The 22,124-nt window shown below is 38.6% G+C and carries 25 protein-coding genes; 2 read left to right on the forward strand and 23 right to left on the reverse strand.

Going from position 1 to position 22,124, the window contains the following annotated elements; genetic code table 11:
- Positions 1–20 precede the first annotated feature (20 nt).
- From CYP64_RS08305 to rpmH, 13 genes are all read right to left on the reverse strand, one after another.
- The gene (locus tag CYP64_RS08305) at positions 21–593 is read right to left on the reverse strand and encodes a hypothetical protein (RefSeq protein ID WP_103649384.1); all 573 of its coding nucleotides are present in this window, start codon (positions 591–593) and stop codon (positions 21–23) included.
- A complete protein-coding gene (locus CYP64_RS08310) occupies positions 594–1,328 on the reverse strand; it encodes a DnaJ domain-containing protein (protein ID WP_103649385.1) in 735 nt (244 codons plus the stop codon).
- 1 nt (position 1,329) lies between these two features.
- Positions 1,330–2,391, reverse strand: a complete 1,062-nt coding sequence (locus CYP64_RS08315; RefSeq protein ID WP_103649386.1) for an SDH family Clp fold serine proteinase — start codon at positions 2,389–2,391, stop codon at positions 1,330–1,332.
- A gap of 3 nt (positions 2,392–2,394) precedes the next feature.
- Complete coding sequence (gene purL / locus CYP64_RS08320; RefSeq protein WP_103649387.1) at positions 2,395–4,584, reverse strand: phosphoribosylformylglycinamidine synthase subunit PurL; 2,190 nt, start codon at positions 4,582–4,584, stop codon at positions 2,395–2,397.
- A 341-nt stretch (positions 4,585–4,925) separates the two neighbouring features.
- The gene (locus CYP64_RS08325) at positions 4,926–5,663 is read right to left on the reverse strand and encodes a hypothetical protein (RefSeq protein WP_103649388.1); all 738 of its coding nucleotides are present in this window, start codon (positions 5,661–5,663) and stop codon (positions 4,926–4,928) included.
- Between the two features lie 32 nt (positions 5,664–5,695).
- A complete protein-coding gene (locus CYP64_RS08330; protein WP_258032990.1) occupies positions 5,696–6,229 on the reverse strand; it encodes a hypothetical protein in 534 nt (177 codons plus the stop codon).
- Positions 6,217–6,432 carry a hypothetical protein gene (locus CYP64_RS10375; RefSeq protein ID WP_258032991.1) on the reverse strand — a complete coding sequence of 72 codons (216 nt, stop codon included), beginning with the start codon at positions 6,430–6,432 and terminating at the stop codon, positions 6,217–6,219. The genes CYP64_RS08330 and CYP64_RS10375 overlap by 13 nt, the downstream gene beginning before the upstream one ends.
- 29 nt (positions 6,433–6,461) lie before the next feature.
- Entirely contained in the window at positions 6,462–7,787 is a 1,326-nt protein-coding gene (gene mnmE / locus CYP64_RS08335) for a tRNA uridine-5-carboxymethylaminomethyl(34) synthesis GTPase MnmE (RefSeq protein WP_103649389.1), read from the reverse strand.
- Positions 7,784–8,845: a Jag N-terminal domain-containing protein gene (locus tag CYP64_RS08340; RefSeq protein ID WP_103649390.1), complete on the reverse strand. Its 1,062-nt coding sequence runs from the start codon at positions 8,843–8,845 to the stop codon at positions 7,784–7,786. Before CYP64_RS08340 ends, mnmE begins: the two co-directional genes overlap by 4 nt.
- Positions 8,845–10,398 carry a membrane protein insertase YidC gene (yidC, locus tag CYP64_RS08345; RefSeq protein WP_103649391.1) on the reverse strand — a complete coding sequence of 518 codons (1,554 nt, stop codon included), beginning with the start codon at positions 10,396–10,398 and terminating at the stop codon, positions 8,845–8,847. Before yidC ends, CYP64_RS08340 begins: the two co-directional genes overlap by 1 nt.
- 1 nt (position 10,399) lies before the next feature.
- A complete protein-coding gene (gene yidD / locus CYP64_RS08350; protein ID WP_103649392.1) occupies positions 10,400–10,741 on the reverse strand; it encodes a membrane protein insertion efficiency factor YidD in 342 nt (113 codons plus the stop codon).
- Positions 10,738–11,073, reverse strand: coding sequence for a ribonuclease P protein component (gene rnpA, locus CYP64_RS08355; protein ID WP_072594909.1), 336 nt, complete (start codon positions 11,071–11,073; stop codon positions 10,738–10,740). The genes yidD and rnpA overlap by 4 nt, the downstream gene beginning before the upstream one ends.
- The gene (gene rpmH / locus CYP64_RS08360) at positions 11,061–11,195 is read right to left on the reverse strand and encodes a 50S ribosomal protein L34 (protein ID WP_002940373.1); all 135 of its coding nucleotides are present in this window, start codon (positions 11,193–11,195) and stop codon (positions 11,061–11,063) included. The genes rnpA and rpmH overlap by 13 nt, the downstream gene beginning before the upstream one ends.
- 122 nt (positions 11,196–11,317) lie before the next feature.
- Between rpmH and CYP64_RS08365 the strand changes: the two genes are divergently transcribed.
- Together CYP64_RS08365 and CYP64_RS08370 are read left to right on the forward strand one after the other, a co-directional pair.
- On the forward strand, positions 11,318–11,971 hold the full coding sequence (locus CYP64_RS08365) for a uracil-DNA glycosylase (protein ID WP_103649393.1): 654 nt from the start codon (positions 11,318–11,320) through the stop codon (positions 11,969–11,971).
- The gene (locus CYP64_RS08370) at positions 11,968–13,203 is read left to right on the forward strand and encodes a hypothetical protein (protein ID WP_103649394.1); all 1,236 of its coding nucleotides are present in this window, start codon (positions 11,968–11,970) and stop codon (positions 13,201–13,203) included. The genes CYP64_RS08365 and CYP64_RS08370 overlap by 4 nt, the downstream gene beginning before the upstream one ends.
- 59 nt (positions 13,204–13,262) lie before the next feature.
- Here the strand turns inward: CYP64_RS08370 and CYP64_RS08375 are convergent, their stop codons facing one another.
- The 10 genes from CYP64_RS08375 to CYP64_RS08420 all read right to left on the reverse strand — a co-directional run bounded on the left by CYP64_RS08375 (position 13,263) and on the right by CYP64_RS08420 (position 22,017).
- On the reverse strand, positions 13,263–13,652 hold the full coding sequence (locus CYP64_RS08375; RefSeq protein WP_103628942.1) for a YbgC/FadM family acyl-CoA thioesterase: 390 nt from the start codon (positions 13,650–13,652) through the stop codon (positions 13,263–13,265).
- Positions 13,653–13,824: 172 nt separating this feature from the next.
- Positions 13,825–14,997: a Cj0814 family flagellar-dependent secreted protein gene (locus CYP64_RS08380; protein WP_103649395.1), complete on the reverse strand. Its 1,173-nt coding sequence runs from the start codon at positions 14,995–14,997 to the stop codon at positions 13,825–13,827.
- 113 nt (positions 14,998–15,110) lie between these two features.
- Complete coding sequence (locus CYP64_RS08385; RefSeq protein WP_103649396.1) at positions 15,111–15,635, reverse strand: threonine/serine exporter family protein; 525 nt, start codon at positions 15,633–15,635, stop codon at positions 15,111–15,113.
- A complete protein-coding gene (locus CYP64_RS08390; RefSeq protein WP_103649397.1) occupies positions 15,628–16,410 on the reverse strand; it encodes a threonine/serine ThrE exporter family protein in 783 nt (260 codons plus the stop codon). The genes CYP64_RS08385 and CYP64_RS08390 overlap by 8 nt, the downstream gene beginning before the upstream one ends.
- Positions 16,394–16,873, reverse strand: a complete 480-nt coding sequence (locus CYP64_RS08395; RefSeq protein ID WP_103649398.1) for a DUF4149 domain-containing protein — start codon at positions 16,871–16,873, stop codon at positions 16,394–16,396. Before CYP64_RS08395 ends, CYP64_RS08390 begins: the two co-directional genes overlap by 17 nt.
- A 10-nt stretch (positions 16,874–16,883) precedes the next feature.
- Positions 16,884–17,696, reverse strand: a complete 813-nt coding sequence (gene prmC, locus CYP64_RS08400; protein WP_103624076.1) for a peptide chain release factor N(5)-glutamine methyltransferase — start codon at positions 17,694–17,696, stop codon at positions 16,884–16,886.
- Positions 17,686–18,888: a M48 family metallopeptidase gene (locus CYP64_RS08405; protein ID WP_103649399.1), complete on the reverse strand. Its 1,203-nt coding sequence runs from the start codon at positions 18,886–18,888 to the stop codon at positions 17,686–17,688. Before CYP64_RS08405 ends, prmC begins: the two co-directional genes overlap by 11 nt.
- Positions 18,889–18,896: 8 nt before the next feature.
- On the reverse strand, positions 18,897–20,018 hold the full coding sequence (locus tag CYP64_RS08410) for a hypothetical protein (protein ID WP_103649400.1): 1,122 nt from the start codon (positions 20,016–20,018) through the stop codon (positions 18,897–18,899).
- Positions 20,019–20,023: 5 nt separating this feature from the next.
- A complete protein-coding gene (locus CYP64_RS08415) occupies positions 20,024–21,397 on the reverse strand; it encodes a sodium-dependent transporter (protein ID WP_103649401.1) in 1,374 nt (457 codons plus the stop codon).
- Between the two features lie 176 nt (positions 21,398–21,573).
- On the reverse strand, positions 21,574–22,017 hold the full coding sequence (locus tag CYP64_RS08420; protein ID WP_103649402.1) for a hypothetical protein: 444 nt from the start codon (positions 22,015–22,017) through the stop codon (positions 21,574–21,576).
- Between the last annotated feature and the right edge of the window lie 107 nt (positions 22,018–22,124).

Below are 22,124 nucleotides of genomic sequence, written 5' to 3' on the forward strand. Positions count from 1 at the left end.
TTTCTCCTTTATTAAATTTTTTATCTTTTTATTAAACACATACCTTTTGCAAGCAGAAGCTGCCCCATTTTTATATCTTTTGCGATATTCTTTATCGATAAGGCTTCTAGCGTAACTATAACATTTGCAGCTGCATCTATATAATAGTCTTTTCTCTCTACAAAGTTTTCACGCTTTTGACCAACAATATCAACGCTAAAGGCATAGCTTGAAATTTGATTGCCATCAAAATATCTCGCATCTAATACGCTTAAATTTACAGGTTCCTCTTTCTCAAGCGCCTCGCATATCGGCTTTTTCGAGCTAAATTTCATCACCTTTATGCCGCGATCATACGAAAAGATATACTCACTAATTTCATTTAATTTTTTTGCTTGAACTGACATAATGTCGCTCTTGTTGCCATCTTTATCGACAAATATTATGCTCACATTGCTATCTTTAACATCGTAGTTGCTGATGACTAATCTTTGATCTTGATAAAGCTCACTTTGCGTAAGCTTAAATTTTATCTCTTTTCCATCGACATTTACCACTTTAAAATCATTACAAAAGCCAGCCACCGCTAGCAGCAAAATAATAAATTTCTTCATCTAAACTCCAAATTTCTCTTTTAATCGCCCATAAGCCTCGTTTATCTCCTGAAGCTTTTTAGTTGAGCGCTCGATCACCTCTTTACTCTCACCTCTACCCATTAAAATGTCGGGATGATACTGTCTTACAAGCTCTTTGTAACGAGCTTTTACCTCTTCAAGACTTGCATTTTTGCTAAGTCCTAAAACCTCAAATGGATCGTTTTCCCCCATACCGGTATTAGAATTTGTTTTAAATCTTGAACTATAAAAATTATCAAATTTTAAGATAATCTCATCAAGCGTATCTTTGTCAATGCCAAATCCATAAGCGATATTTCTAATGACAGCTTGCTCGCTTGCATTAAACTCGCCATCAATATAAGCCAAATTTAGAAAAAATGTGAGTCTGGCGACACATATATCGTAGTTTAGATTAAACGCACGTTTATAGTTTCTAGCAGTTTCGTAGGCATTATCTACATTTTCTTTTTGACTATTATAGACATCTTTTAGATACTCACGCACACCGCTAACGCCACTAACTTTTTTACTTAGATCATCAAGCACCTGGCTAATGAGCCTAGCTTCTAACTCACCTACTCTGCCGTCACTTTTAGCTACTTTTGCAAGCAGTGAGACTAGAAATTTAGCCTCATCTACATCTGCTTGTTTCTTGCGGTTACTACCTATTTGGACATTCATAAAGAGAAATATCGCACCGCCTAATATCAGTAAAAACAGGACTCCAGACATATTACCACAAGTGATAGATGGTGTTTTTTATTTTGCCATTTACTAGCTCGTTTTTACGCCAAGAGCTCTCGTCATTCATCACATTCCAGCGACGCTCTTCAGGGCGGTAAAACCAGTCTTTGTCTATCTGATAATAAATTTGCTTGCCATTTGTTTCAATGATGTTTGCGATATTGTTATCGTGATAGCTATTTTCGTCATAGTCAGTAAAAGCTCGCTGACCCATCTCAGAGTAAAGTAGCGTTAACTCTTGAAGCATTTCATTTAGATCATCATCCATCTTTTTTACATGAAGGCCGATCTCGTGCGCCTCTCTAAAGAGGATCGGATATTCATGAGCTGGATAGTCGCCATTTAGCCTTTCAGAAATTTCTGCGATCTTTTTATCGTCCTCGATGTGATACCTAAGAAGTTCGGTGCAAATCTTAAGCGATAGTGAGCTAGCACGGTCAACCGCACCAAAGACTAGCGGATGAATATACTCATAAAGCGAGTTATAAGGGTTTGTGTCGTTTGGCCTATCTTTATCTTGCTCTTTCCAAAGCTTGACAACACGACTAAGTTCGTCCATCGAAACGCTCACAAGCTCATTGCCTTTGTTTGTCGGACTAAGCTCGTGTTTGAGTGAAGTATCAACAGGCGTTAGATAGGCAAGTGGGCCCATGACGATCTCATTTGCGCCAAGTGCCATCATGGTAGCAGCTGAGGCGCAGTTTGCAGGTATTAGAGCTATTAAATTTTTGCAGTAATTTCTAAGTGTAGTGATAATCCTAAGAGCGGCGATACCGCTTCCACCATCACTTTTTATAAAAAGATAAGCAGTATCTATCTTTTTACCCTTTAAAATTTCATACATAGCACTTGCATCGTTGCCGCAAACGCTACCAGCATTTGAATTATAGTAAGTTATCAAGGTGGCGTTTAGTCTTTTTTCGATCGATTTTATTAAATTTTGTGTCTTACTAAAAAGCACTGGCGGTTTTGCTACGCCCCGCTTTTCAACTTGCTCTGTTTCCTTTTGCTCATTTTCAGCCTCAGCGACCTTGCTCTTTTTTAAAGCCATTTCTTAATCCTCTTTTCTAACTATTTTTACAAACTCATTTAGATAAATTTCTCTTATCTCATCCACGCTCTCATCGATATCATTTAGCTTAAATCTTCTGCCTCCACTAACGCCGATCTTTTCAAATTTCACACCAAATTTAGTCGCAAGCGCTTCAAATTTAGCCTCGTCTTTCACGCCCACAACTGCTCTTGAAAAGCTCTCATCAAAGATGAAATTTGGCTCTTTAAATTTAACTTCACATTTTACGCCGATGTTTGAGATGCTAGCCATTTTTGCCAGCGTGATAGCAAGACCGCCTACGCCTACGCTATTTGCAAACTCTAAAATTTGCTCTTTATTTGCCTCTATCACTAGATCCCAAAGGGCTCGTTCAGCTTTATAATCAACCTCTTTTAGCTTACCGCCAACCACGTTAAATAGCGCCTTTGCGTAAAGCGAAGCAGCAAATTCTCCACTTGTCTCGCCAAGCAAGTAAATCGCCCTGCCCTCGCTTAAAAATGTACTTTTTAGATTTAAATTTGCATCTTCATTTACGCCAACTGTGACGATAGCTGGTGTTGGATAGACGCTAACGCCGTCAGTATCGTTATAAAGGCTCACGTTGCCGCTAACAACTGGTGTATTTAGCTCGCGGCAAGCCTCTTTTATGCCCTCGCAGCCCTCTTTAAACTGCCACATTACCTCTGGATTTTGTGGATTGCCGTAGTTTAGGCAGTCAGTGATCGCAAGTGGCACAGCGCCGCTCATCGCTACTTTTCTACCAGCTGCCGCGACGGCTCTTGCAGCACCAATTTTAGGATCAACGAAATTTGCTCTAGGATCGCACTGTGCAGCCATAGAGACGGCCTTTTTAGTGCCTTTTACTCTAATACTTGCAGCGCCTAAGTGGCCAGGTTGTTTTATCGTGTTTGTCTGGATATTTGCATCGTATTGATCGTAGATAAAGCTTTTATTTAGTACCTCTGGCTCTTTTAAAAGCTTAAAAAATGCGGTTTTGTTATCAACATTGCTTGGAATTTCTAAATTTACTATCTCATCAAGGTATTTTGGACGTGCAACTGGACGATCAAGTACCGGAGCTTCCTCGCTAAGTGGGCCGATAGGAATTTCACCTGCTAGCTCATTATGCCAATAAAGCTGCATCACGCCGCTACTTGTGACCTCGCCGATGATCTCAGCATCAAGGTCCCACTTTCTAAAAATTTCAAGCACCTTTTGCTCATAGCCTTTTTTGGCGCATATTAGCATACGCTCTTGAGACTCACTTAGCATTAGCTCATAAGGCGTCATGCCAACTTCACGCATCGGCACGCGGTCTAGATATATCTTCATACCGCTACCACTTCTGCCAGCCATCTCAAAGCTGGAGCTTGTTAGTCCTGCCGCACCCATATCTTGGATGCCGATAATGTAGTCTTTTTTAAAGAGCTCCAAGCAAGCTTCCATGAGTAGCTTTTCGGCAAATGGGTCGCCCACTTGCACCGTTGGACGAAGCGATTTGTTCTCGTCATTAAAGCTATCGCTCGCCATCACAGCACCTCCAAGTCCGTCTCTACCGGTCTTTGAGCCCACGTAAATGACTGGATTGCCCACACCTTCAGCCTTACCATAGAAAATTTCATCACTTTTGCAAAGGCCAAGCGCAAAAGCATTGATTAGGATATTGCCATTAAAGCTAGGATCAAACGTAGTTTCGCCGCCGATAGTTGGGATACCCATGCAGTTGCCATAGTGACCGATACCTGCAACACTTCCTTTTAGTAAATATCTATGCTTTTTGGCTAGCTCGCTCTCGCCTCTTATCTCGCCAAAACGAAGCGAGTTCATATTCGCAACAACTCTTGCACCCATAGTAAAGACATCTCTTAAAATTCCACCAACGCCAGTGGCAGCACCTTGAAACGGCTCGATAAAGCTTGGATGGTTGTGACTCTCCATCTTAAACACAGCTGCGATCCCGTCACCAACGTCGATGACGCCGGCATTTTCACCAGGCCCTTGTATGACCCAAGGAGCTTTTGTCGGAAAGCCATTTAGGTATTTTTTACTTGATTTATAGCTGCAGTGCTCGCTCCACATCGCTGAAAATATGCCAAGCTCGAGCAAATTTGGCTCTCTGCCTAGGATTTTTAAGATCTCTTCATACTCTTGATCGCTGATTTTGTGCGCTTCTACGGTAGTTTTGTCCATTTTTAGCCTTTAAAAAATTTTGGTTGATTTTACTTAAATTCGCATAAAAACTTGATAAACCAAAGGGACGAAAACGAGACAAATTTGACAAATAAAACAAGAGCCTAAATTTCATACGGCAAGCTAAAAATATTCTGTTTGTAGTTATTGATTCGGCTCTAAATTTAACCGAAAATCAGCATTTTTGCGGCGCTGGTCTTGGCGAGCGGCTCAAATTTTAGACAAATGCCAAATTTGAAGTAGCTGTGGAAATTAAAATTTAAGTATATTAGTACCCTAAATTTGACATAAGTAAGTCGGTACTACGTCAAATTCGGCGGGCAACTACCCGCCACAAATGCCTACTTGCTCGGCATGCTATAGTAGCAAAGTATGTTTAGCAGGATACGCCCTTGCTTTTTGAGGTCTTGATCGATGACATCTTTTCTAAATTTCGCAGAGGTCGCCTGCTCTTTAGCTTCGGCTAGCTTACTACTCGGTAGGTTAAATTTAAAGTCCAAATTTTTTATCTCAAAGCCTTTGTTTCCGACTATCTTCGCGTCGATCACGGTAGCGAAAAACTCGTCAGACGCGCCCACGTAGTAGTTCGTCACGCTTCTGGCGCTTATAGGTTCGCCGCCAAAAAACGCCTTGCAAACAGGAGATTTTTGCGCGCTATAAATCACGCTCTCAAGGATCCCGCCGCCAAATTCGTAAAACTTAAATTTCTTTGAGTTTTGTAGCTTTTTTATCTCGTCTTTATCGCTCAAATCTACATTTCTACCGCTATCAAGATCAATCACTATCAGAGTTTTTACGCCGTCGCCGCTTGCATAAACCCAGCCTAGATTTTGGCTCGCCGAGTCGCTCTCGCCCGGCGATTTCACCTCGGCTCTACCCATGTAGTCGCCAAATTTTTCCTCTTTTTTGCCGCCGCTCGCCTCATAGACCGTAGTCTCGGTTATAAACCCGATCTGCTGTATACTAGCGTCGTTTTCCATATACGTACGCCACGCTCTCTCGCCGCCCATCTCGCCTGTGATGGCCGCGCAACCGCAAAACGCCAATGCCGCAATAGCCGCTAGAAATAATTTTTTCATCTCGCGCTCGCGTTTAAATTTGATAAAAGCGATCAGTTTTTAGGCGCGGCGCACACGATGTTTGATAAGATTTGCTCCTGTTTTTTAGCGTCGGCCTCTATGACTTCGCTTCTAAAATCTGCCGAGCGAGCCCGCGTTTGCGCACTAGCAAGCTTGCCGTCGCTAACGAAAAATTTAAAGTCTAGATTTTTGATCTCGGCGCTTTTGCCTTTTTTCACTCCGATATCCATCACGGTCGCAAAAAACTCGCTATTATCGGCGATTTCTTTATCGTAATAATTAGTCACGGCATGAGCTTTTACCGCCTTATCCGCCGCAAAACTCTCGCACACCGCACCCGAGTCCGCGCTAAAAACTACGCTCTCTAATATGCCGCCGCCAAACTGATAAAATTTGACCTTTTTAGCATTTCTTAGAGTCGCAAGCTCATTTTTATCGCGCATATTTACGTAGCGATAGCCGAATTTTTCCTTGTCGTCAAGCTCAAGTACCGTAAACGAAAGCCCGTTTAGCGCATACATATCGCCCAGTTTCAGCGCCATATCAGCCCTTTTTACGATTGCCATACCGATGATATCGCCATTTTTTGCGCATAAGTTGCGCTCAAATTTTCTGAGAAAAATGCGACATCACCGACGGTGCCGTCGTTTTCTAGATATTTAATCCAGTCCGGTTCAGGCGATACTACGTTAGCCGTTAGATGATCCTGTGAAGGCATGCAACCGTCCAGCAACGCAGCTAGAGCGGCTATAGATATGATTTTTTTCATTGTTTTCCTTTTCTAGAGAGTAAATTTGATCATTTGCCTAGACAAAAGCTGCTAAACATTTCGTCTAAAATTTCACTTCTCTCAAATGGTTTCGTAATACTTGCAAGTGCTTTTATCGCACTATTTAGCTCATAAGCAAAAATTTCTAGCTCCTCTTCGCTGAGTCTCAAAAAGGCTCTTTTTAAAGCCTCACTCGCCTCTTTACAGCTTAAAATTTGGCGGTTTGAGCTTAGCATGATCTCGTCGGTATCTTGTGTCTTGAGGTAGCCCTCAAGCTCTTTTAAAACTACGCTCGTATCGGTTTTTGCTGAAATTTTGATAGCGCCATCTAGCTTGGTGTCAAATTTAAAAGATAAATCACTTTTATTTAATATAAAAAAAGCCTTTTTATTTGAGTCTAAAACGAGCTTGATTATCTCTTTATCTTGCTCATCGCTTGGATTTGAGCCATCAAAAACAGCTAGGATAATGTCAGCTTCGTTTATGGCAGAGATTGAGTAGTTTATGCCGATTTGTTCGATCCTTCCAGCATTTTTTCTTATGCCAGCGGTATCTATTATACGAACTAGATGTGAGCCGATCTTGAAATTTTCTTCTATCCTATCTCTGGTCGTGCCTGCTTCATCACTTACAATAGCTCTCTCGTAAGCCAAAAACGAGTTCAAAATAGAACTTTTGCCAACATTTGGCTTACCAACGATCGCGATCTTAAAGCCATCTATGAGTCCTCTTCTTTGCTCACTAAGAGTGGCTATGCGCTCTAGTTTCTCACTATTTTTTAAAAGCATCTGCTTGGTCTGCTCTAGTAAATTTGCAGGCAAATCATCATCAGCATAATCAATCATCGTCTCAACAAAGGCAAGAGTTTTGACCACTTCGCCCCTTATCTCTCCTACAAATTTACTAAGATCGCCTTGCATTTGGCGGGTTAAAATTTTAGCAGCGATCTCACTTTTTGAAGTGATAAGCCCTTGCATCGCCTCTGCCTTTGCTATATCCATCTTGCCATTTAAAAATGCTCGCTTGCTAAACTCGCCAGGCATAGCAAGCCTTGCACCAGCTTTAATTAGTTCGTTTAAAATTCTTTCACTAACTACGATACCGCCATGAGTTTGAAACTCGACGATATCCTCACCAGTAAAGCTTGCTGGGCCTTTAAAATATATAACGATAGCTTCGTCTAAAATTTCATCATCAAGGGAGTAAATTTTAGCTAGTTTTGCGTATCTTGGCTCTAAATTTGAAAGTTTAAGCAGTTTTAAAGAGGTGGCCAGGGCGTCCATGCCGCTAAGCCTTACGATAGAAACTGAGCCGATGCCATAAGCTGTGGCAAGGGCTGCAATGGTCTCACTCATTTTTTGAAAAAGTCATTTACAACGACAAATTTACCGTCATTGCCGCTTTTTATGCCGACATATTTATCCGGAAATTTCTCGCGAAGTTTTTCAAGTGCGATCTTAACCAAAACCCCATCAAGTGGCTTCGTCTGGGCTCTACCGCTATTTTGCACACGCTCGATCACGCCATTTAGATACTGATCCATCATCGCTTCTTGATTTTGTAAAAATTGTGCGATCTCAAGGCGGATAGCAAGGTTGTATTTTGAGTTTAACCAGTTATAAAGCATGTAAGATATCGCTTTATATCTATAACCTTCTTTACCTATAAGTAGAGCCGCGTCAGCTCCATCAAGCTCTATAAGTACAGTTTCATCGTCAAATTTACTAACTTCAATTTTACTAATATCAAAACAACTTGCCTTAAAAAGACAGTTCATACCATCTTTGATCTCAGGTAAAATTTTATCAAAGTCGATTGTTGCTTTTTCTTTTTTTTCTTTTTGTAAAGCTTGAGCCACACTCTCTTCATCAGTTTGGTTAAAATTTTCAATAATAGAATTATCTAAAATATTTTTAGGAGCATTTTTACCAGCTTGTAACTCCTTTATTTCTTTTGGCTCATCAAGTCTCTTTATCACATATCCTGATTCAGCTTCTTCTTCACTCTTTTGAGCAAATGCATCTTTAGCTAGAGCTTCATTTTTTTCACTTAAATTTGACTTTTCATTTTTATGCTCTTTTTGCTCAAATTTAGTTTCGCTTTTTTCATCTCTATGTTTTTTAGGGCCTCGCTTTTTATCACTATGATCGTGTTTTTTAGCTTGCTTTTTATCTTCTTTTACGGCCTCATTCTCATCATTTTTTTTAACAAAATTTTTATCATTTTTTGGCTTGTGTTGTGGTTTTGGCTGATTTTCTAAATTTGCTTCAATGATCGCACTTCTTTTAAAAAATCCAAAAAAACCACTGCTTGGATGCTGTAAAACTTTTATATCAAGCTGGGTTACTGAGCAGTTAAGCTTCTCAGCTGCCTTTTGAAATGCCTCTTGAAGGGTATTTGCTTCTATTTTCATTAAGCCTTTACCTCCGCAGCTTTTTTATGTTTTTCAAAAAGTTTATTTACAAATACTTGCTGAACAACCGAGCAAACGTTATTTACAAACCAGTAAAGTGTAAGACCAGCTGGGAATGTCACGAAGAAAAATGTAAATATAAGAGGTAAAAATTTCATCACCTTTTCTTGCATAGGATCAGTAAATGTCGTTGGTGTAAGCTTTTGCTGTAAAAACATCGTAAGACCCATCAAAATAGGTAATACAAAATATGGGTCCATTACCGAAAGATCGTGTATCCAAAGTATCCAAGGAGCGCCTTTTAGCTCGATCGCATTTAGTAAGACGCGGTAGATCGCAAAAAATACCGGAATCTGAAGCAAGATCGGTAAGCAGCCACCCATCGGATTTGCACCATGCTTTTTATAAAGCTCCATCATATGAACTTGCATTTTTTGCTTATCATCTTTATATTTTGTCTGAAGCTCTTTTACCTTTGGAGCAAGCTCTTTAAGCTTATTCATAGATAGCATACCCTTGTATGTAAGTGGGAATAAAACTATCCTTATAACAAGTGTTAGCACAACTATAGCCCAGCCCCAGTTGCCTATATAGTTATGCAAGAAATTTAAAAATGCAAACATCGGTTTTGCTATAAATGTAAACCAACCATACTCAATAACGTCGTTTAGTCTCTCGTTCATTGAGCTTAAAATTTTATGCTCTTTTGGTCCGATATATGCGCCTAATTTTAAATTATCATTTGCCTTTACAAAAAGAATAGGATTATTGTTAGAATCTTTGTCTACGGCTACTTCAAATGGCTTTTCAAATGAGTAAAATAGCGTTGTATAATATCTATCAGATGCGGCCGCTATTGTGGTATTTGCATAGTTTTTAACCTCTTTAGCGTCACCATCTTCAATAATATTTAGGCTATCATCCGTGTTTCTAAGCATCACGCCGTGAACCGTATAGCTATCTACTGAGATGTTTGGTCTAAAGCCAGGGGTGATGAAATAATCAACACTTTTACTTAAATTTACTTCAACTTCATATCTACCATTTGGGTAAAATTTGATATTTTTTGTAACTGTAACTCCATCTAAATTTTGAGTAAGTTTTATAGTTTTAGGCTCGCTGCTAGTATCTATCTCACTAACGTCACTGCTGTATGCGACCTTAAAAGCATCGGTATTTAGCGCACTATCGTTAAATCTAAGCTCAAGTGGCAATGGATTTTGCGAAACAAGCTCTATTTTGTTACCATCTTCAGTTTTGTATTTCTCTTCAGTTAGATAGAATTTTGAAATTCTTCCTAGCTTATCTATTTTTGCTTCGTAGCTTTGACCTTTGATAGTAGCGATTATCTCATTTGAAGCTAAATTTTCATTTGATTTTGGAGTATTTTGATTTATATTTGGAGCTTTATTTTGATCTATTGTTTGAGACATTGTAGTTTGGTTTTGCTCAGGCATCACTCTTTTTGGCATAAAAAAATCATACACTATAAAAAAAACAATAGATAAAAGCGCTGCAAGAAGCAACCTTTTTTGCATAGACATCTGTTCCATTTTATTTTTTTTCCTTTAATTTATCTAATACTTTTACGACATAAAATTTACTATTCTGACAAGGGACAAACCAAAAATTTATATTTTTGGTATCACTTTTTTGAGATATAAAACATAAGTTAAATTTTTTGTAGATGATTGGGTAATTGATACCGCCTTTAAAAAGCTGATTACATTTTAAAATTCGCATGAAGGTTGCAAAAAAAGCAGAAAAAAAACTATTTGTTTGAAATTCCCAAATCGCGTATTGTGAACAAGTCGGGTAATAGCGACAGCTTTTTGGTAGAAGTATGGAAATATATTTTTGATAAAAAGCGATAGCTTTAATCGCAATTTTTTTCATTTTAAACATCCCATTTTTTTTGTAGACCAACTTAAATTTTTACAAATTTTTTCAAATGAAATCTCTGTAATTCCATTTTTTGCGATCATAATATATGTGCCATCTTTTAATTCACTAGAAATGTTAAAAAAAGCGGCTCTCAAAAGTCTTTTAGCTCTATTTCTAACTACCGCTTTTCCTACTTTTTTACTAGCAACTACTGCTATTTTTTTTTCATTTGTTGGTTTATAAAAAACAATGCAAGCATCACAATGCCACTTGCTAGCCTCTTTATAAACTTGAGAGAATTCTTTTGAGCCGCTTAACGACTCAAAACCAGCTAAGCAGCCAATCTTTTTCTACCTTTGGCACGTCTAGCGTTTATTACCTTTCGGCCATTTTTAGTTTTCATTCTTAAGCGAAAGCCGTGAGTGCGTTTTTTAGGGGTTTTATGAGGTTGATAAGTCCTTTTCATTTCTATCCTTAAAGTTAATATAAAAAGTGGGATTTTATCAAAGCAATACTTAAATTCCTTTGAATAACTTAGCTTAAAAAGCCATAACTCAAACTTTAAGCAAATCAAGTTATAATCCAAAAATGAATTTTAATAAAGACAATAGGCTTTTAAAAAAATTATTTTTCTTAAAACAAATTGGATATAAGTTTATTGATAAAAATTTTCTTAGTCTAAGTAATTATCATGATTACAACAATATTGATGAGCTAAACCGCGAAGTAAAAAAATGTTCTCTTTGCTCTTTGCGAAATAGTTCAAAAGGCGTAACAGCTGGCATCGGCAATGAAAATAGCAAAATCATGTTTATATTATTTTCTAAAAAAAGTGGCTCTTATGAAAATAACAGTAAAAAATTTTTAGAAAATGCCATAGAAAAAAGTTTAAATTTAGATATAAAAGAAATTTATATAAGCTCTCTAATTCGTTGTGAAATTTCGCAAAATGATGATAAAAGTCCGATTTTAAGCCGCTCTATCGAGCTTTGTCGTCCTTATTTGCTTGAAGAGATTAGGCTGATAAAACCAAAGATAATCGTGACTTTAGGAGAGAAAGCCTTTATGTATTTATATCCAAATTTATTGCTAAAAGGCGGATTTGCAAGCATAAGAGGTAGTATTTTAAAAAATGAAAATAGCCTTATTTTACCAACGTTTTCGCCAGAGTGGATCAGCAAAAATCCTAGTTTTGAAAATATTTTTATAGATGATTTAAGAAAGATCAAAGGAGTGATATGAGAAAAATTTTACTTTTTTTAGCCATTTTTTCGACTATTTTTGCATCACAAGATGAGATAAATTTTGAGAGTAATATTACAAAAAACCAAAGTCTATCAAGTATACCTCCAGCAAAGATTACTTATATAAATTTAGAACCAGAATTTTGTGATAATGCCTGCTTAAATGAGCTTATTAAGTCTGATTTACTGGCTAGTTTTATGGCAAGATTTGAGCCAGCAAAAATAGATGATAACACTCTTTTAGAGCTTTATATCTCTCTTGGTGGTGAAGCTATTTTAAAAGTTAATAAAAGCGGTAAAATCGCTGTAATCATCCCACAAAAGATTATAAAATCTTATGCAAATGTTGTATCAAATGCGGTCTTAAGCTATGTCTTAAAGCAAGACGCAGATGTTGAGATCAAATTTATAAATAGCAACGATGAAAGCCCACAAAGTCTTACAAATGCTATGCAAACGGCTAGAGCCCAAGGCTTTAATTATTTTATCGCAGCCCTTACATCAAATGGTGCAAACATTATGAATTCGCTAGTTCTATCAAATGAGCTTATCTACATTCCAAGCGTTCATAGCTCTTTTATCATAAATCCAAAACCAAATTTGATCTTTGGTGGCATTGATTATAAAGAGCAAATTTCAGCTTTACTAGCTTACTCGAACGAAAAGATAGTTGCATTTGACGATGGTAGTTCATTAGGGCAAAAGCTAAATGAATATGTCCGCATGCAAAGTAGCGATTATCATGAAGCCTCTATCGTAGGCAAAGATATAAATTTAAACGATACTTTAAGTAAAAAATCTAAGTTTGATAATGCAAGTATATTTTTAAACATCCCAATCGTCAAAGCTTCTCTTGTAGCAACGCAGATGAGGGGCTTTGAGATAAAACCATACGCACTTTTAAGCACACAGATAAATTTTTTACCAAATATCTTTAATGCCATCGCACAAAGAGATAGACAAAATCTTTTCATTGCAAACTCATTAAATCCTATTAACGACTTATTTTTGGGGCTTGGTGATCTTTTTGATGTAGATTTTAGATATTCGCAAATCGGCTATTCAAGTGCTTTTGGTGCCGAGTATATATATACAAATTTTATAGATAAAAGTGCTGATAGAATTTTTACCGAAAGAGTTGAAAACTCACAAGTTTTATATGGAGTTAAAATTTATAACGCAAAAGGCGACCACTTTGACGAAGCAAATCAAGAAATTTTGCTCGATTAAAATAGCTCAATGTAAAAGCACAAAGTGGCTAAAGTTAAATTTCTAAACTTAGCCACGATCTAAAATTTAGAATTCTCCAAAAATTTCTTTATCTCATCATTTATCTTTGCAAGTCTCTCTTCTTTCATAAAGGCTAACGTAATCGTCGCTCTAAAAAGTAGTTTTTCGGCATTTTTGTCATCAAATTTATAAATTTCTTGCTCCAAAACAAGACTAGCTTTTTTAATCTCCAATACCTTGCTTCGCACAAAAATTTCATCTCCAAGCACAGCAGAAGCTATAAATTTAGCCTCCAGCGACGAAACTACAAAGTATCCGCCCTCTTTTGTAAAATCTAGCCCAGCCTGAAAAAATGCTTCACTTCTGGCTCGCTCACAAAATTTAATGTAGTTTGTATGATAGACTATGCCACCAGCATCGGTATCTTCGTAGTAGATTCGTATTTTCACAGCCACTCCTTAGGCTTTTAGATTAAGGCACATTTTACTGATTTTTCTTAAAAGACCCATTATATCCGCCTCTTTTTAGTCGCGCAACTTTAAATTTTGCCCATGAGAGCTACTAAAATCATAATTTACATTTGCGTTAAATCCGTTTACGCCGCTTATCATATTAATCCTTTTAAGCCTTTATATCCACGCCCTTAGCGTTAAATTTCATTATCGCCTCAAGTTCTTCTAAATTTTTTCTAGTATTTTGCTCTAGCTCTTTGTCGTATTTTCTGTTTTTATCCAGCATCTTTTGCGTTCGCTTTTCTTGCTCGATTAGCTTTTCTAGGCGTTTTTGCGCCTCTTTCATATCCTCTTGCATTATTTCAAAGAGGCTTTTTGATTCTTTGCCGTTGTCACTGACGTTTATCTCGCCGACAAATTTTAAACTCCTTGCAAAATCTACGAAATCTTTTAAATCTTGAGGCAATGAATCCACTAAAGATTGCGAGTATTTATCGTATTTATGTCCATGCAAGTCGGTAAAGGCTTTAATTTTTGCTTGGTACTCTTGTGAGGATATGTTTTTATCTAGCCCGTTAATCTTGCCGTGATAGGTGGTTTCACCTTCTATGGCGTGACTATTTTTGTTTAAAATGCCGACCAAAAGCCCGCCTTTGGTTATATTGCCGTCTTTACCAGTATATTTGTCTTTTGTAGTATCAAAATACATCCCGCTGTTTATATCCTCTTTGCCGCCGCTGTTGCTGTTTAATATATCGGTAGATGGTTTTAATCTCTTATGCTCTGAGTAGTAACCGATCGTGGAGCTATTATAAAAAGTAGTCGTTATGCTAGTTCGTTCATTTCTTTGAAAGCTACTATCGGCTCCCATATAGTCTGATATTTTGCTATGAAGCTTTAATACCTTGAGCGTTTTATTGTCGTATTCGTATCCTTGAGGAAATTTGGCAAGGTCTTCTTTGCTAAAACTTTCTTTGGAATTTAAAACGTCCTCACCGACTACTTGGGATAAAATTTTATATGCATTGCCGACTGTTTTGGCTATATCTATGTTTTTAAAATCGGCTTTTAAAATTCCCGAATTAGTATTTACGTTCACGAGCGATTTTAAGGTATCTGAGTGGATTTTGTAGTCCTTTGGGATACCTGCGGCTTCGTTAAATTCGGACGTAAAATATCCGTCCGCACCTACTTTATAGCCTAAAACTTCGTTAAATTTGTGCTCGACCGTATCTAGCTGTGAGATTTCATTTTTATATATGATTTGACTCTTTATGCTATGTTTTTCATTTAGCTGAAAATTTTTAGCAACACTAGAAAACCCACCGATACCGCTTAACATCATAAATCCTTTTAAAATTTAGTTTTAAGCTATATCGGCAAAATTGAGAAAATATCTAGCAAAATAATAAAAACTATCAAAAAGACATACAAATTTCTATGCCAAAGTTAAAATTATCTGCGCGTCTTTCTCGTTGTCAGATCGCACTTGGCGCCGCGAGTAATCATCAAAGACTGATCGTAAAATAAAATAAGCACCACCGAAACCCCGACGCCTAGAGCTAGCGAGACCGTCGTAGTCGTGATCGCGTTATCGAAAAATATGATTAGGTATTCGTTTTTCTTAGCGATATCAGTCTCGTTTAGAAACGAAAACAGCGCCAAAATGCCTTTATACGCATAGACTCCAGGCACCATCGGCAAAAGCGCGGGAAATGCGATGATCTCGGCGGGCACTTTTAGCCGTTTGGCAAAGAGCATACCTAAAACCCCGCTTAAAAATGATACTATGAGAGTGGCGACGCTGATGTTAAAAAATCCCATCTGCATGATCCAAAAGCGGCTAGCGTGCGCAAATGCCGCAAGCAGCGCGCAAAATGCGAGAGTCCTTTTTGGCGGAGAGCTAGCGTAGGCAAAACCGAGCCCCGCCACCGCCGCAAAAGCGCCGTCTATGAGAGTCGCGGTCAAAAGCTCAAACATGTAAAATCTCCGCATTGCTAAGCGAGAGCGTAATATAGACGCCAACCGCTATGCAAAGTATCAAAATGCCCGTACTCACGGCCCTGCTGATGCCTACAAGCGTGTTGTCGTTTATGATATCAAAGACCGAGTTTATGAGAAAAACGCCCGGCATCAAGAAGAGTATCGACGAGCCGATCGCCACGTCGCTAGTGTGCGTAAAGCCGTAAAATACGCCAAGATAAGCGATAAAAGAGACGACGAATGAGACCAAAACGTATTGGATTTTTAAATTTACGCCAATTTTAGCAAGCGCGAATTTAAGGCTATATCCAACAAGCGTCGCGAAAAATACGCATACGACTGAGCCCGCGTCGCCGCCAAAAAGCCTGCAAAACGCCGCATTTGCAAGGCTGATCAAAATAAGCGAGCTTGTAAATTTATTCGCCCCGATGCGCATGACGCCCTCAAACTGCTCTTTTGCCTCGTTTAAGCTTAAATTTTCATCCAAAATCCGCCAGCTAAGCGACGAAAGCTCGGAAATACGGCTAAAACTCACATGACCAAACGGGATCTTTTTTACGTAAGTTCGGCGCAGGGAGTTGTCGGCCGAGTCCATGACGCTAATCGTAAAATACTTCACGAAAATCGTCACGCTAACGTCGTAGCCGTAGTGTTTAGCTATGCGGTCTACGCACTTTTCTACGCGTGCGGTGTAGGTACCAGCGCTCACCATCGCACTCGTGTATTCGGCTAGAAAATTTGTTAAAACTTGAATATCAGGCTTTGCGTTCATTTTGGCTAATCTTAAATTTCACAAAAAATAAAATGATTTGTAAAACAAGCATGATTTTCATCACATATTCACTCGCGCTATGCATTTTGGCAAATTCAGCCGTCTGTGTCGCGTCAATACCCAAATTTTGAGCATAAACTATAAAAGGCGTAAAGAAAAATACAAAGCTAAAAGCTAAAGCCAAATTTAAAAAAGCAAGCATTAACATGCTAAATTTTAGTGAAAAAATAAGCTTTTTTCTAAGATCAAATAGCTCACCAATCATTACAACTATGCTTACAAAAAGCAAAATATAATTAAATTTCAAAAATATCTTTGTCATCATTTGACCGCTCATAAAATGCGTAAGTACGCCATCTCCTATGATACTTTGCGGGAAAAATATGACTGGCGCCACCAAGATACCAAGCGTTAGCTCAGCTCCTATAAGTACTGCCAAAAGCAAAAAATAAACTCCTCTCAAACTATCTCCTTTATATTTTTAACTTCGCGCAAAAGCCTCTATCAAAGCCAGCCAAATCTTTGTAAAAACTATACTCAAAACCATTGGCCTCTAAGAATTTTTGCATACTTGCTTTTTGATCGTACCCCATCTCACAAGCAACGTTTTTGATATTACGATCTTTTGCTATAAGAATAATGTCTTTTAAGATTTCATCTCCTACTTCACCTCCAAAGAGCGCACTTTCTGGCTCATTTAGTACAAATTTACTAAGTTTATAGCCTCTTGCAATATATGGCGGATTTGAAACCAAAATATCAATATCTTCTAAAATTTCATCCACATAAGAGCAGTTTAAAAATTTGATCCTCCCACCTACATCAAATTTATCTGCATTTTTTTTAGCAAGCATCAAAGCTTTTTCGTTGATGTCTGTCGCTACGATATTTGCCTTTGTTTTTAGAGCTAGCATGATACTAATAATGCCGCTTCCTGTGCCTATTTCTGCGATCTTTGGTTCATTATATTCGCGTGAAATTTCTATTACTTTATCCACTAAAATTTCTGTTTCAGGTCTTGGGATCAACACTCCGCTTTCCACGTAAAAATCAAGCCCATAAAAGCTAGCTTTACCAGTTATATATTCAAGAGGCTCGTAGTTTTCATACCTTTTAACTAGAGCAAAATAGCCGCTCTCATCAAATTCATTTTTTTGATTTAAAAATATCCATTCAATGCTTACATCAAGATAGTTCATAAGCAAAATTTTAGCGACTCTGCTTGGATTTTGACAAAGTGAGCTTAGTCTTAAACTAGCCTCTTTAAGAGCCTCTTCAATTTTCATTTTCCAGCTCGTTTATACGCTCAAAAAGGCTTGGGTGCGAGTGATAGACGAACGCATAGAGCGGATGAGCCTTCGGGAATGCCTTGTTTTCGCTGCCTAGCTTTTTTAGCGCGCTTATCATGTCGGCTTTATTTGAGACGTCGCCCGCGAATTTATCGGCGCCAAATTCGTTCGCGCGGCTAAAATACGAGCTAATCGGCGAAAATAAAAACCCGAAAATCGGCGAAAAAAGTAGCAAAAATACGATCGTTCCGCCGCCTCCGCTATGAAGCCCAAGCGCTTGATACGCCGCGTCTGGGATATTGCCGAATATCAAAAACATCGCAAAAAGCATAACCGCGCTTAGAGCTATCATTTTTAGGATATCTTTGTGCTTAAAGTGCCCCAGCTCATGCCCCAAAACGGCGATTATCTCCTCTAAGCTTAGTTTTTTAACGAGCGTGTCGAAAAGCACCACGCGTTTAGTCGCGCCAAGGCCGCCGAAATAGGCGTTTAAGCGGTTATCGCGCTTGCTGGCGTCTATCGTAAAAACGCCGCTACTTTTAAACCCGCACTGCGCTAAAAGCCCTTCTATACGGCTTTTTAGCTCGCCCTCTTCTAGCGGCTGCATTTTGTTAAAGATAGGCGCGATGAGCGTCGGGTAGATGAGATTTATAACAAGCGCGACCGCGAAGCTAAGCAAAAACGCCCAAAACCACCAAAAATCGCCCAAAAATCTAATGCAAAGCAGTACCAGCCACACAAATAGCGTGCCAAAAACTAGCGTTAGCGCGAGCGTTTTAAGCAGGTCAAGCGCAAAAATTTTAGGCGTTACGTTTGAAAAGCCGAGCTTTTTATCTTTGACGAAGGTTTCGTAGATATTTAGCGGTAGTTCTAGCAGCGACGAAACGAGCAAAAATACCATAACCATAAAGACGTTATCGCCTATATCTCCCGTTTTATAGGCATGCCCCGATATCGCGCCAAGCCCCCAGCAAGCCCACATCATAAATATCGCGGCGTGATAAAAAAGGCTTGCTATCTCAAATTTTTGATTGCTTATCGCTGCGGCGGCGGCGGTTTCGTACTCGCTTTGAGGCAAAACTACGGCGGGCTTTTTGGCCTCCGCACGGATAAAGCCTATCTGCAAAATCGCCAAAATCGCCTTTACCGCAACGTAAAAAAAGTAAATACCAAGTAAAAAATAAAACATATCTTTCCTTAAATTTTATAAAGGCTAAAGCAACCGTAGTCGGTGCGCACGGCCAAAAATTCCTCGCCGTTTATGCGCTCGAATTTCGCCTCGCAGCGCTTCACGACGTACGAGAGTCCAAAGCTAAGCTGCAAATTTCCGCTTTTTAGATCGATGATACGGGCTTTGTCGTAGCTAATTAGCGCGAGTCGAGAGCCATCTGCGCTAACGCTAATTTTCTGGGCCTTGGCGCATTCGCCCCGCAACCACGCGGGAGTTTGCCGCGAGCCTGCGGCGTCAAAATAGACTAGGCCGCCCCCATAATACTCCCTGCCTAGCAGCGAGCCGTCATTTAAAAAGCAAATGTCGCTAAGCGCACCGAAGGCCTCTTTTATCTCATTTAAAATTTCTCCGTTTAGAGCGTTTAAAATTTTGATCTCGTTTTGTTTGCAGCTTAGAGCTAGCTTTGCGCCGTCCGTGCTAAACGCTACGCAAAACGCAGCTCCGCAGCCCGAGTCCGTTTTGTATTTGCCAAGAGACGAAAAATCCCCGTCTTTTAAAAGATAAATTTGACCGTAAGCCGCAAATGCCGCCGTCTTGCCGGACGCGCAGATAAAGCTTGTAATATCGCCGTTTCTTTTTATTTTTAGCTTTTTAAAGACGTTTGTAAATTCGCCCGTTTGAGGGTTAAATTTAAAAATATCGTGATCTAAGTCCAGTAGCAAATTTTCGCTCGCGCGCTCCGCGTGCCACGCAAGCGGTTTTGGCAGGACGATATCGCCTCTTATCGCTCCGTCTGCGCCCAGCCTAGTTAGAAAATCTACCGAGTCCTCTTCTTTGTAGTCGCCGCATTTATAGACGAAAAACTCATCGCCTACGCCCGCAAAGGCTAGCGCGCCCGTATATCCGCCGCCGATATAGACATGCAAACTCGCCTCGCCGGCTTTTGCGCCAGCATTTTGCATGACGTAGCCTTTCTTCAGGCTCTCCCACTCCTTTTTTACGTAAGCTTTTTGTGCCTCGCCCGCACTCGCAAACTCCTTTTGCGTCTGCCTAGTTTTGCCGTTTTTGGCGCTCTCGCTAACTAAAATTTGACCCTCTACGCGCAAATTTAGGCGGTCGCCGTTAGCTAAATTTACGAGATTTTTCATCAAATTTACTTTAAAAAATTATCGTAAAACGAGCTGATAAAAAGCACCAAAATAATAAACGGCACGACAAATTTGATATACCAAAACCAGATATTTATTAGTTTTGCATGCTTTTCACTACCTTGCAAAATTTCTTTTTTTGCATCATCTTTTAGCACCCAACCTACAAATATTGCACAACCAAATGAAGTAAATACAAAAAATATCGTTGCACTTATTGCATCATATGCATCAAAAATATTCTTACCAAAAATGCTTACGTGACTTAGTATGTTTGTGGCCATCAGCGAAGGTAAATTTCCTAAAACAAATATGCCTCCAAGGACTAAAAATATTGCCTTTTTGCGTTTTATCTTAAATTTTTCTTGAAGTGTCGTGATTATTACTTCATATATTGGTAGTGATGTCGTAAGTGCAGCGATCATTAATAGTATAAAAAATGCAACCGCGAAAAAACCACCAAATGGCATGTGAGAAAAAACAATTGGTAGTGATTTAAATACCAAACTTGGGCCACTATCTGGCGATACACCATAGCTAAAAAGAGAAGGAAAAATCATAAATCCTGCAAGCACGGCAATTACCGTATTTAAAATGCCTGTAATGATAGAAATTTTAACCAAACCCTCATCCTTTTTCACAAAGCTAGAAAGAGTGATCATCACACCAAATCCAAGCGAGAGCGCAAAAAATACCTGTCCCAAAACATCAACGAAAAGCTTTAAGTTTATCTTTGAAAAGTTAGGTGTCAAGTAAAATTTTACGCCCTCTATTGCACCATCAAGCGTGATATTTTTAGCGATCATAATAAGCATTAAAATAAAAAGCAGAGGCATTAAAAATTTTGCTGATCGCTCGATACCGCCGACCGCGCCTTGCACCAAAATAGCGTAATTAACTAGCACAAAAACAAGTGTCGCAAAGCTTATAGCAAGTGGATTACTTACGATATTTTGTTCATAAAATGCACTTGTCTCCTCAAAACTAACCACATGTGATAGGTCAAGCAAGCCAAATGAAATTTGGGCGATGTAGTTTAGCACCCAGCCACCAATAACCATATAGTAAGCCATGATACCAAAAGCACCAACAAGCCCCATCCAGCCAACGATCTGCCACTTTTTGCTGATTTTTTTGCCATTTATCGATCCACCAAAAGCATCCACAGCGTTGCATTTTAGGCGTCTACCGATCGCGTTTTCAACTAAAATCATAGGAATCCCTATGACAATCATTGCTATGCAAAATATCAAAACATAAGCACCACCACCGTTTTGTCCGACCAAATACGGAAAACGCCACGTCGCACCAAAGCCGACCGTAGCTCCTGCAACAGCTAAAATGTATGTGAGCCTTGAACTCCAAGATTTTCTATCCATCTTTTTGCCTTTGTGAAAAATAGGGATTATATAAAAAAATTGATTAAATTTTGCTAGCAGCAAGCGGTGTTAGGATGCAAGCTCAGTTTTTTGTTAATTCTAAGAATTTTTACGAATAATTTTTCTTTCACGTTTTGTTTTTATTGACAATTTTAGACAACTGCTTAAAAATAAATTTATTGGTGCAAAACACCAAATTCCACATATCCCTCCATCGCAATGAATAATATCCAGCCCTCCTTGGGACCACAAAAATAGTGATGTTCTGGGATATTTTCAACTATAAATTTTAAAAAATCATAAAAATACTCAGGCGCAAATTTAATCTCTATATTTGTTAAGTTGTCGCCGATATAGTTTATATCATCACTTAAAATTTTACTTTTGATACTTGGATCTGAGCTGAGAAATTTTTCAATGTCGGTAAAATTTTTATATTCAGCCGTTTTGTAACCTTTTAAATTTTGCAAAACTGGCTTTGAGCCGATAAAGGTAAAATTTTGCTCTATAAATTTCGCCCCATCGTTACTCACGCACCACTTATTACTAAAATTTGATAAAAAAGCGAGCATCTCATCGTCAGCTGAGATAAAATTTGAAACTAAATTTTTCTGGCTCATTTGCCTCCTTTTTTATAAATTTTTAGCAAAACTACCCATAATCCTTTAAAAACAAAGATCGCATAGAAATTAATGATTAAATTTAGGATTGTGGATAATTTTTTATT

The sequence above is a fragment of the Campylobacter concisus genome (assembly GCF_002913945.1).
GTDB classification, from domain to species: Bacteria; Campylobacterota; Campylobacteria; order Campylobacterales; family Campylobacteraceae; genus Campylobacter_A; species Campylobacter_A concisus_P.

Bases quoted from the DNA above. Each gene is read 5' to 3' on its own strand.
- CYP64_RS08305 (WP_103649384.1), bottom strand. From the start codon at position 593: ATGAAGAAATTTATTATTTTGCTGCTAGCGGTGGCTGGCTTTTGTAAT.
- CYP64_RS08340 (WP_103649390.1), bottom strand. From the start codon at position 8,845: ATGAAAATAGAAGCAAATACCCTTCAAGAGGCATTTCAAAAGGCAGCT.
- CYP64_RS08370 (WP_103649394.1), top strand. From the start codon at position 11,968: ATGAGAAAAATTTTACTTTTTTTAGCCATTTTTTCGACTATTTTTGCA.
- mnmE (WP_103649389.1), bottom strand. From the start codon at position 7,787: ATGAGTGAGACCATTGCAGCCCTTGCCACAGCTTATGGCATCGGCTCA.
- CYP64_RS08410 (WP_103649400.1), bottom strand. From the start codon at position 20,018: ATGAAAAATCTCGTAAATTTAGCTAACGGCGACCGCCTAAATTTGCGC.
- CYP64_RS08380 (WP_103649395.1), bottom strand. From the start codon at position 14,997: ATGTTAAGCGGTATCGGTGGGTTTTCTAGTGTTGCTAAAAATTTTCAG.
- CYP64_RS08310 (WP_103649385.1), bottom strand. From the start codon at position 1,328: ATGTCTGGAGTCCTGTTTTTACTGATATTAGGCGGTGCGATATTTCTC.
- yidC (WP_103649391.1), bottom strand. From the start codon at position 10,398: ATGGAACAGATGTCTATGCAAAAAAGGTTGCTTCTTGCAGCGCTTTTA.
- rpmH (WP_002940373.1), bottom strand. From the start codon at position 11,195: ATGAAAAGGACTTATCAACCTCATAAAACCCCTAAAAAACGCACTCAC.
- CYP64_RS08420 (WP_103649402.1), bottom strand. From the start codon at position 22,017: ATGAGCCAGAAAAATTTAGTTTCAAATTTTATCTCAGCTGACGATGAG.
- CYP64_RS08415 (WP_103649401.1), bottom strand. From the start codon at position 21,397: ATGGATAGAAAATCTTGGAGTTCAAGGCTCACATACATTTTAGCTGTT.
- yidD (WP_103649392.1), bottom strand. From the start codon at position 10,741: ATGAAAAAAATTGCGATTAAAGCTATCGCTTTTTATCAAAAATATATT.
- CYP64_RS10375 (WP_258032991.1), bottom strand. From the start codon at position 6,432: ATGAAAAAAATCATATCTATAGCCGCTCTAGCTGCGTTGCTGGACGGT.
- CYP64_RS08325 (WP_103649388.1), bottom strand. From the start codon at position 5,663: ATGAAAAAATTATTTCTAGCGGCTATTGCGGCATTGGCGTTTTGCGGT.
- purL (WP_103649387.1), bottom strand. From the start codon at position 4,584: ATGGACAAAACTACCGTAGAAGCGCACAAAATCAGCGATCAAGAGTAT.
- CYP64_RS08315 (WP_103649386.1), bottom strand. From the start codon at position 2,391: ATGGCTTTAAAAAAGAGCAAGGTCGCTGAGGCTGAAAATGAGCAAAAG.
- prmC (WP_103624076.1), bottom strand. From the start codon at position 17,696: ATGAAAATTGAAGAGGCTCTTAAAGAGGCTAGTTTAAGACTAAGCTCA.
- CYP64_RS08365 (WP_103649393.1), top strand. From the start codon at position 11,318: ATGAATTTTAATAAAGACAATAGGCTTTTAAAAAAATTATTTTTCTTA.
- CYP64_RS08330 (WP_258032990.1), bottom strand. From the start codon at position 6,229: ATGGCAATCGTAAAAAGGGCTGATATGGCGCTGAAACTGGGCGATATG.
- CYP64_RS08390 (WP_103649397.1), bottom strand. From the start codon at position 16,410: ATGAACGCAAAGCCTGATATTCAAGTTTTAACAAATTTTCTAGCCGAA.
- CYP64_RS08405 (WP_103649399.1), bottom strand. From the start codon at position 18,888: ATGTTTTATTTTTTACTTGGTATTTACTTTTTTTACGTTGCGGTAAAG.
- CYP64_RS08385 (WP_103649396.1), bottom strand. From the start codon at position 15,635: ATGTTTGAGCTTTTGACCGCGACTCTCATAGACGGCGCTTTTGCGGCG.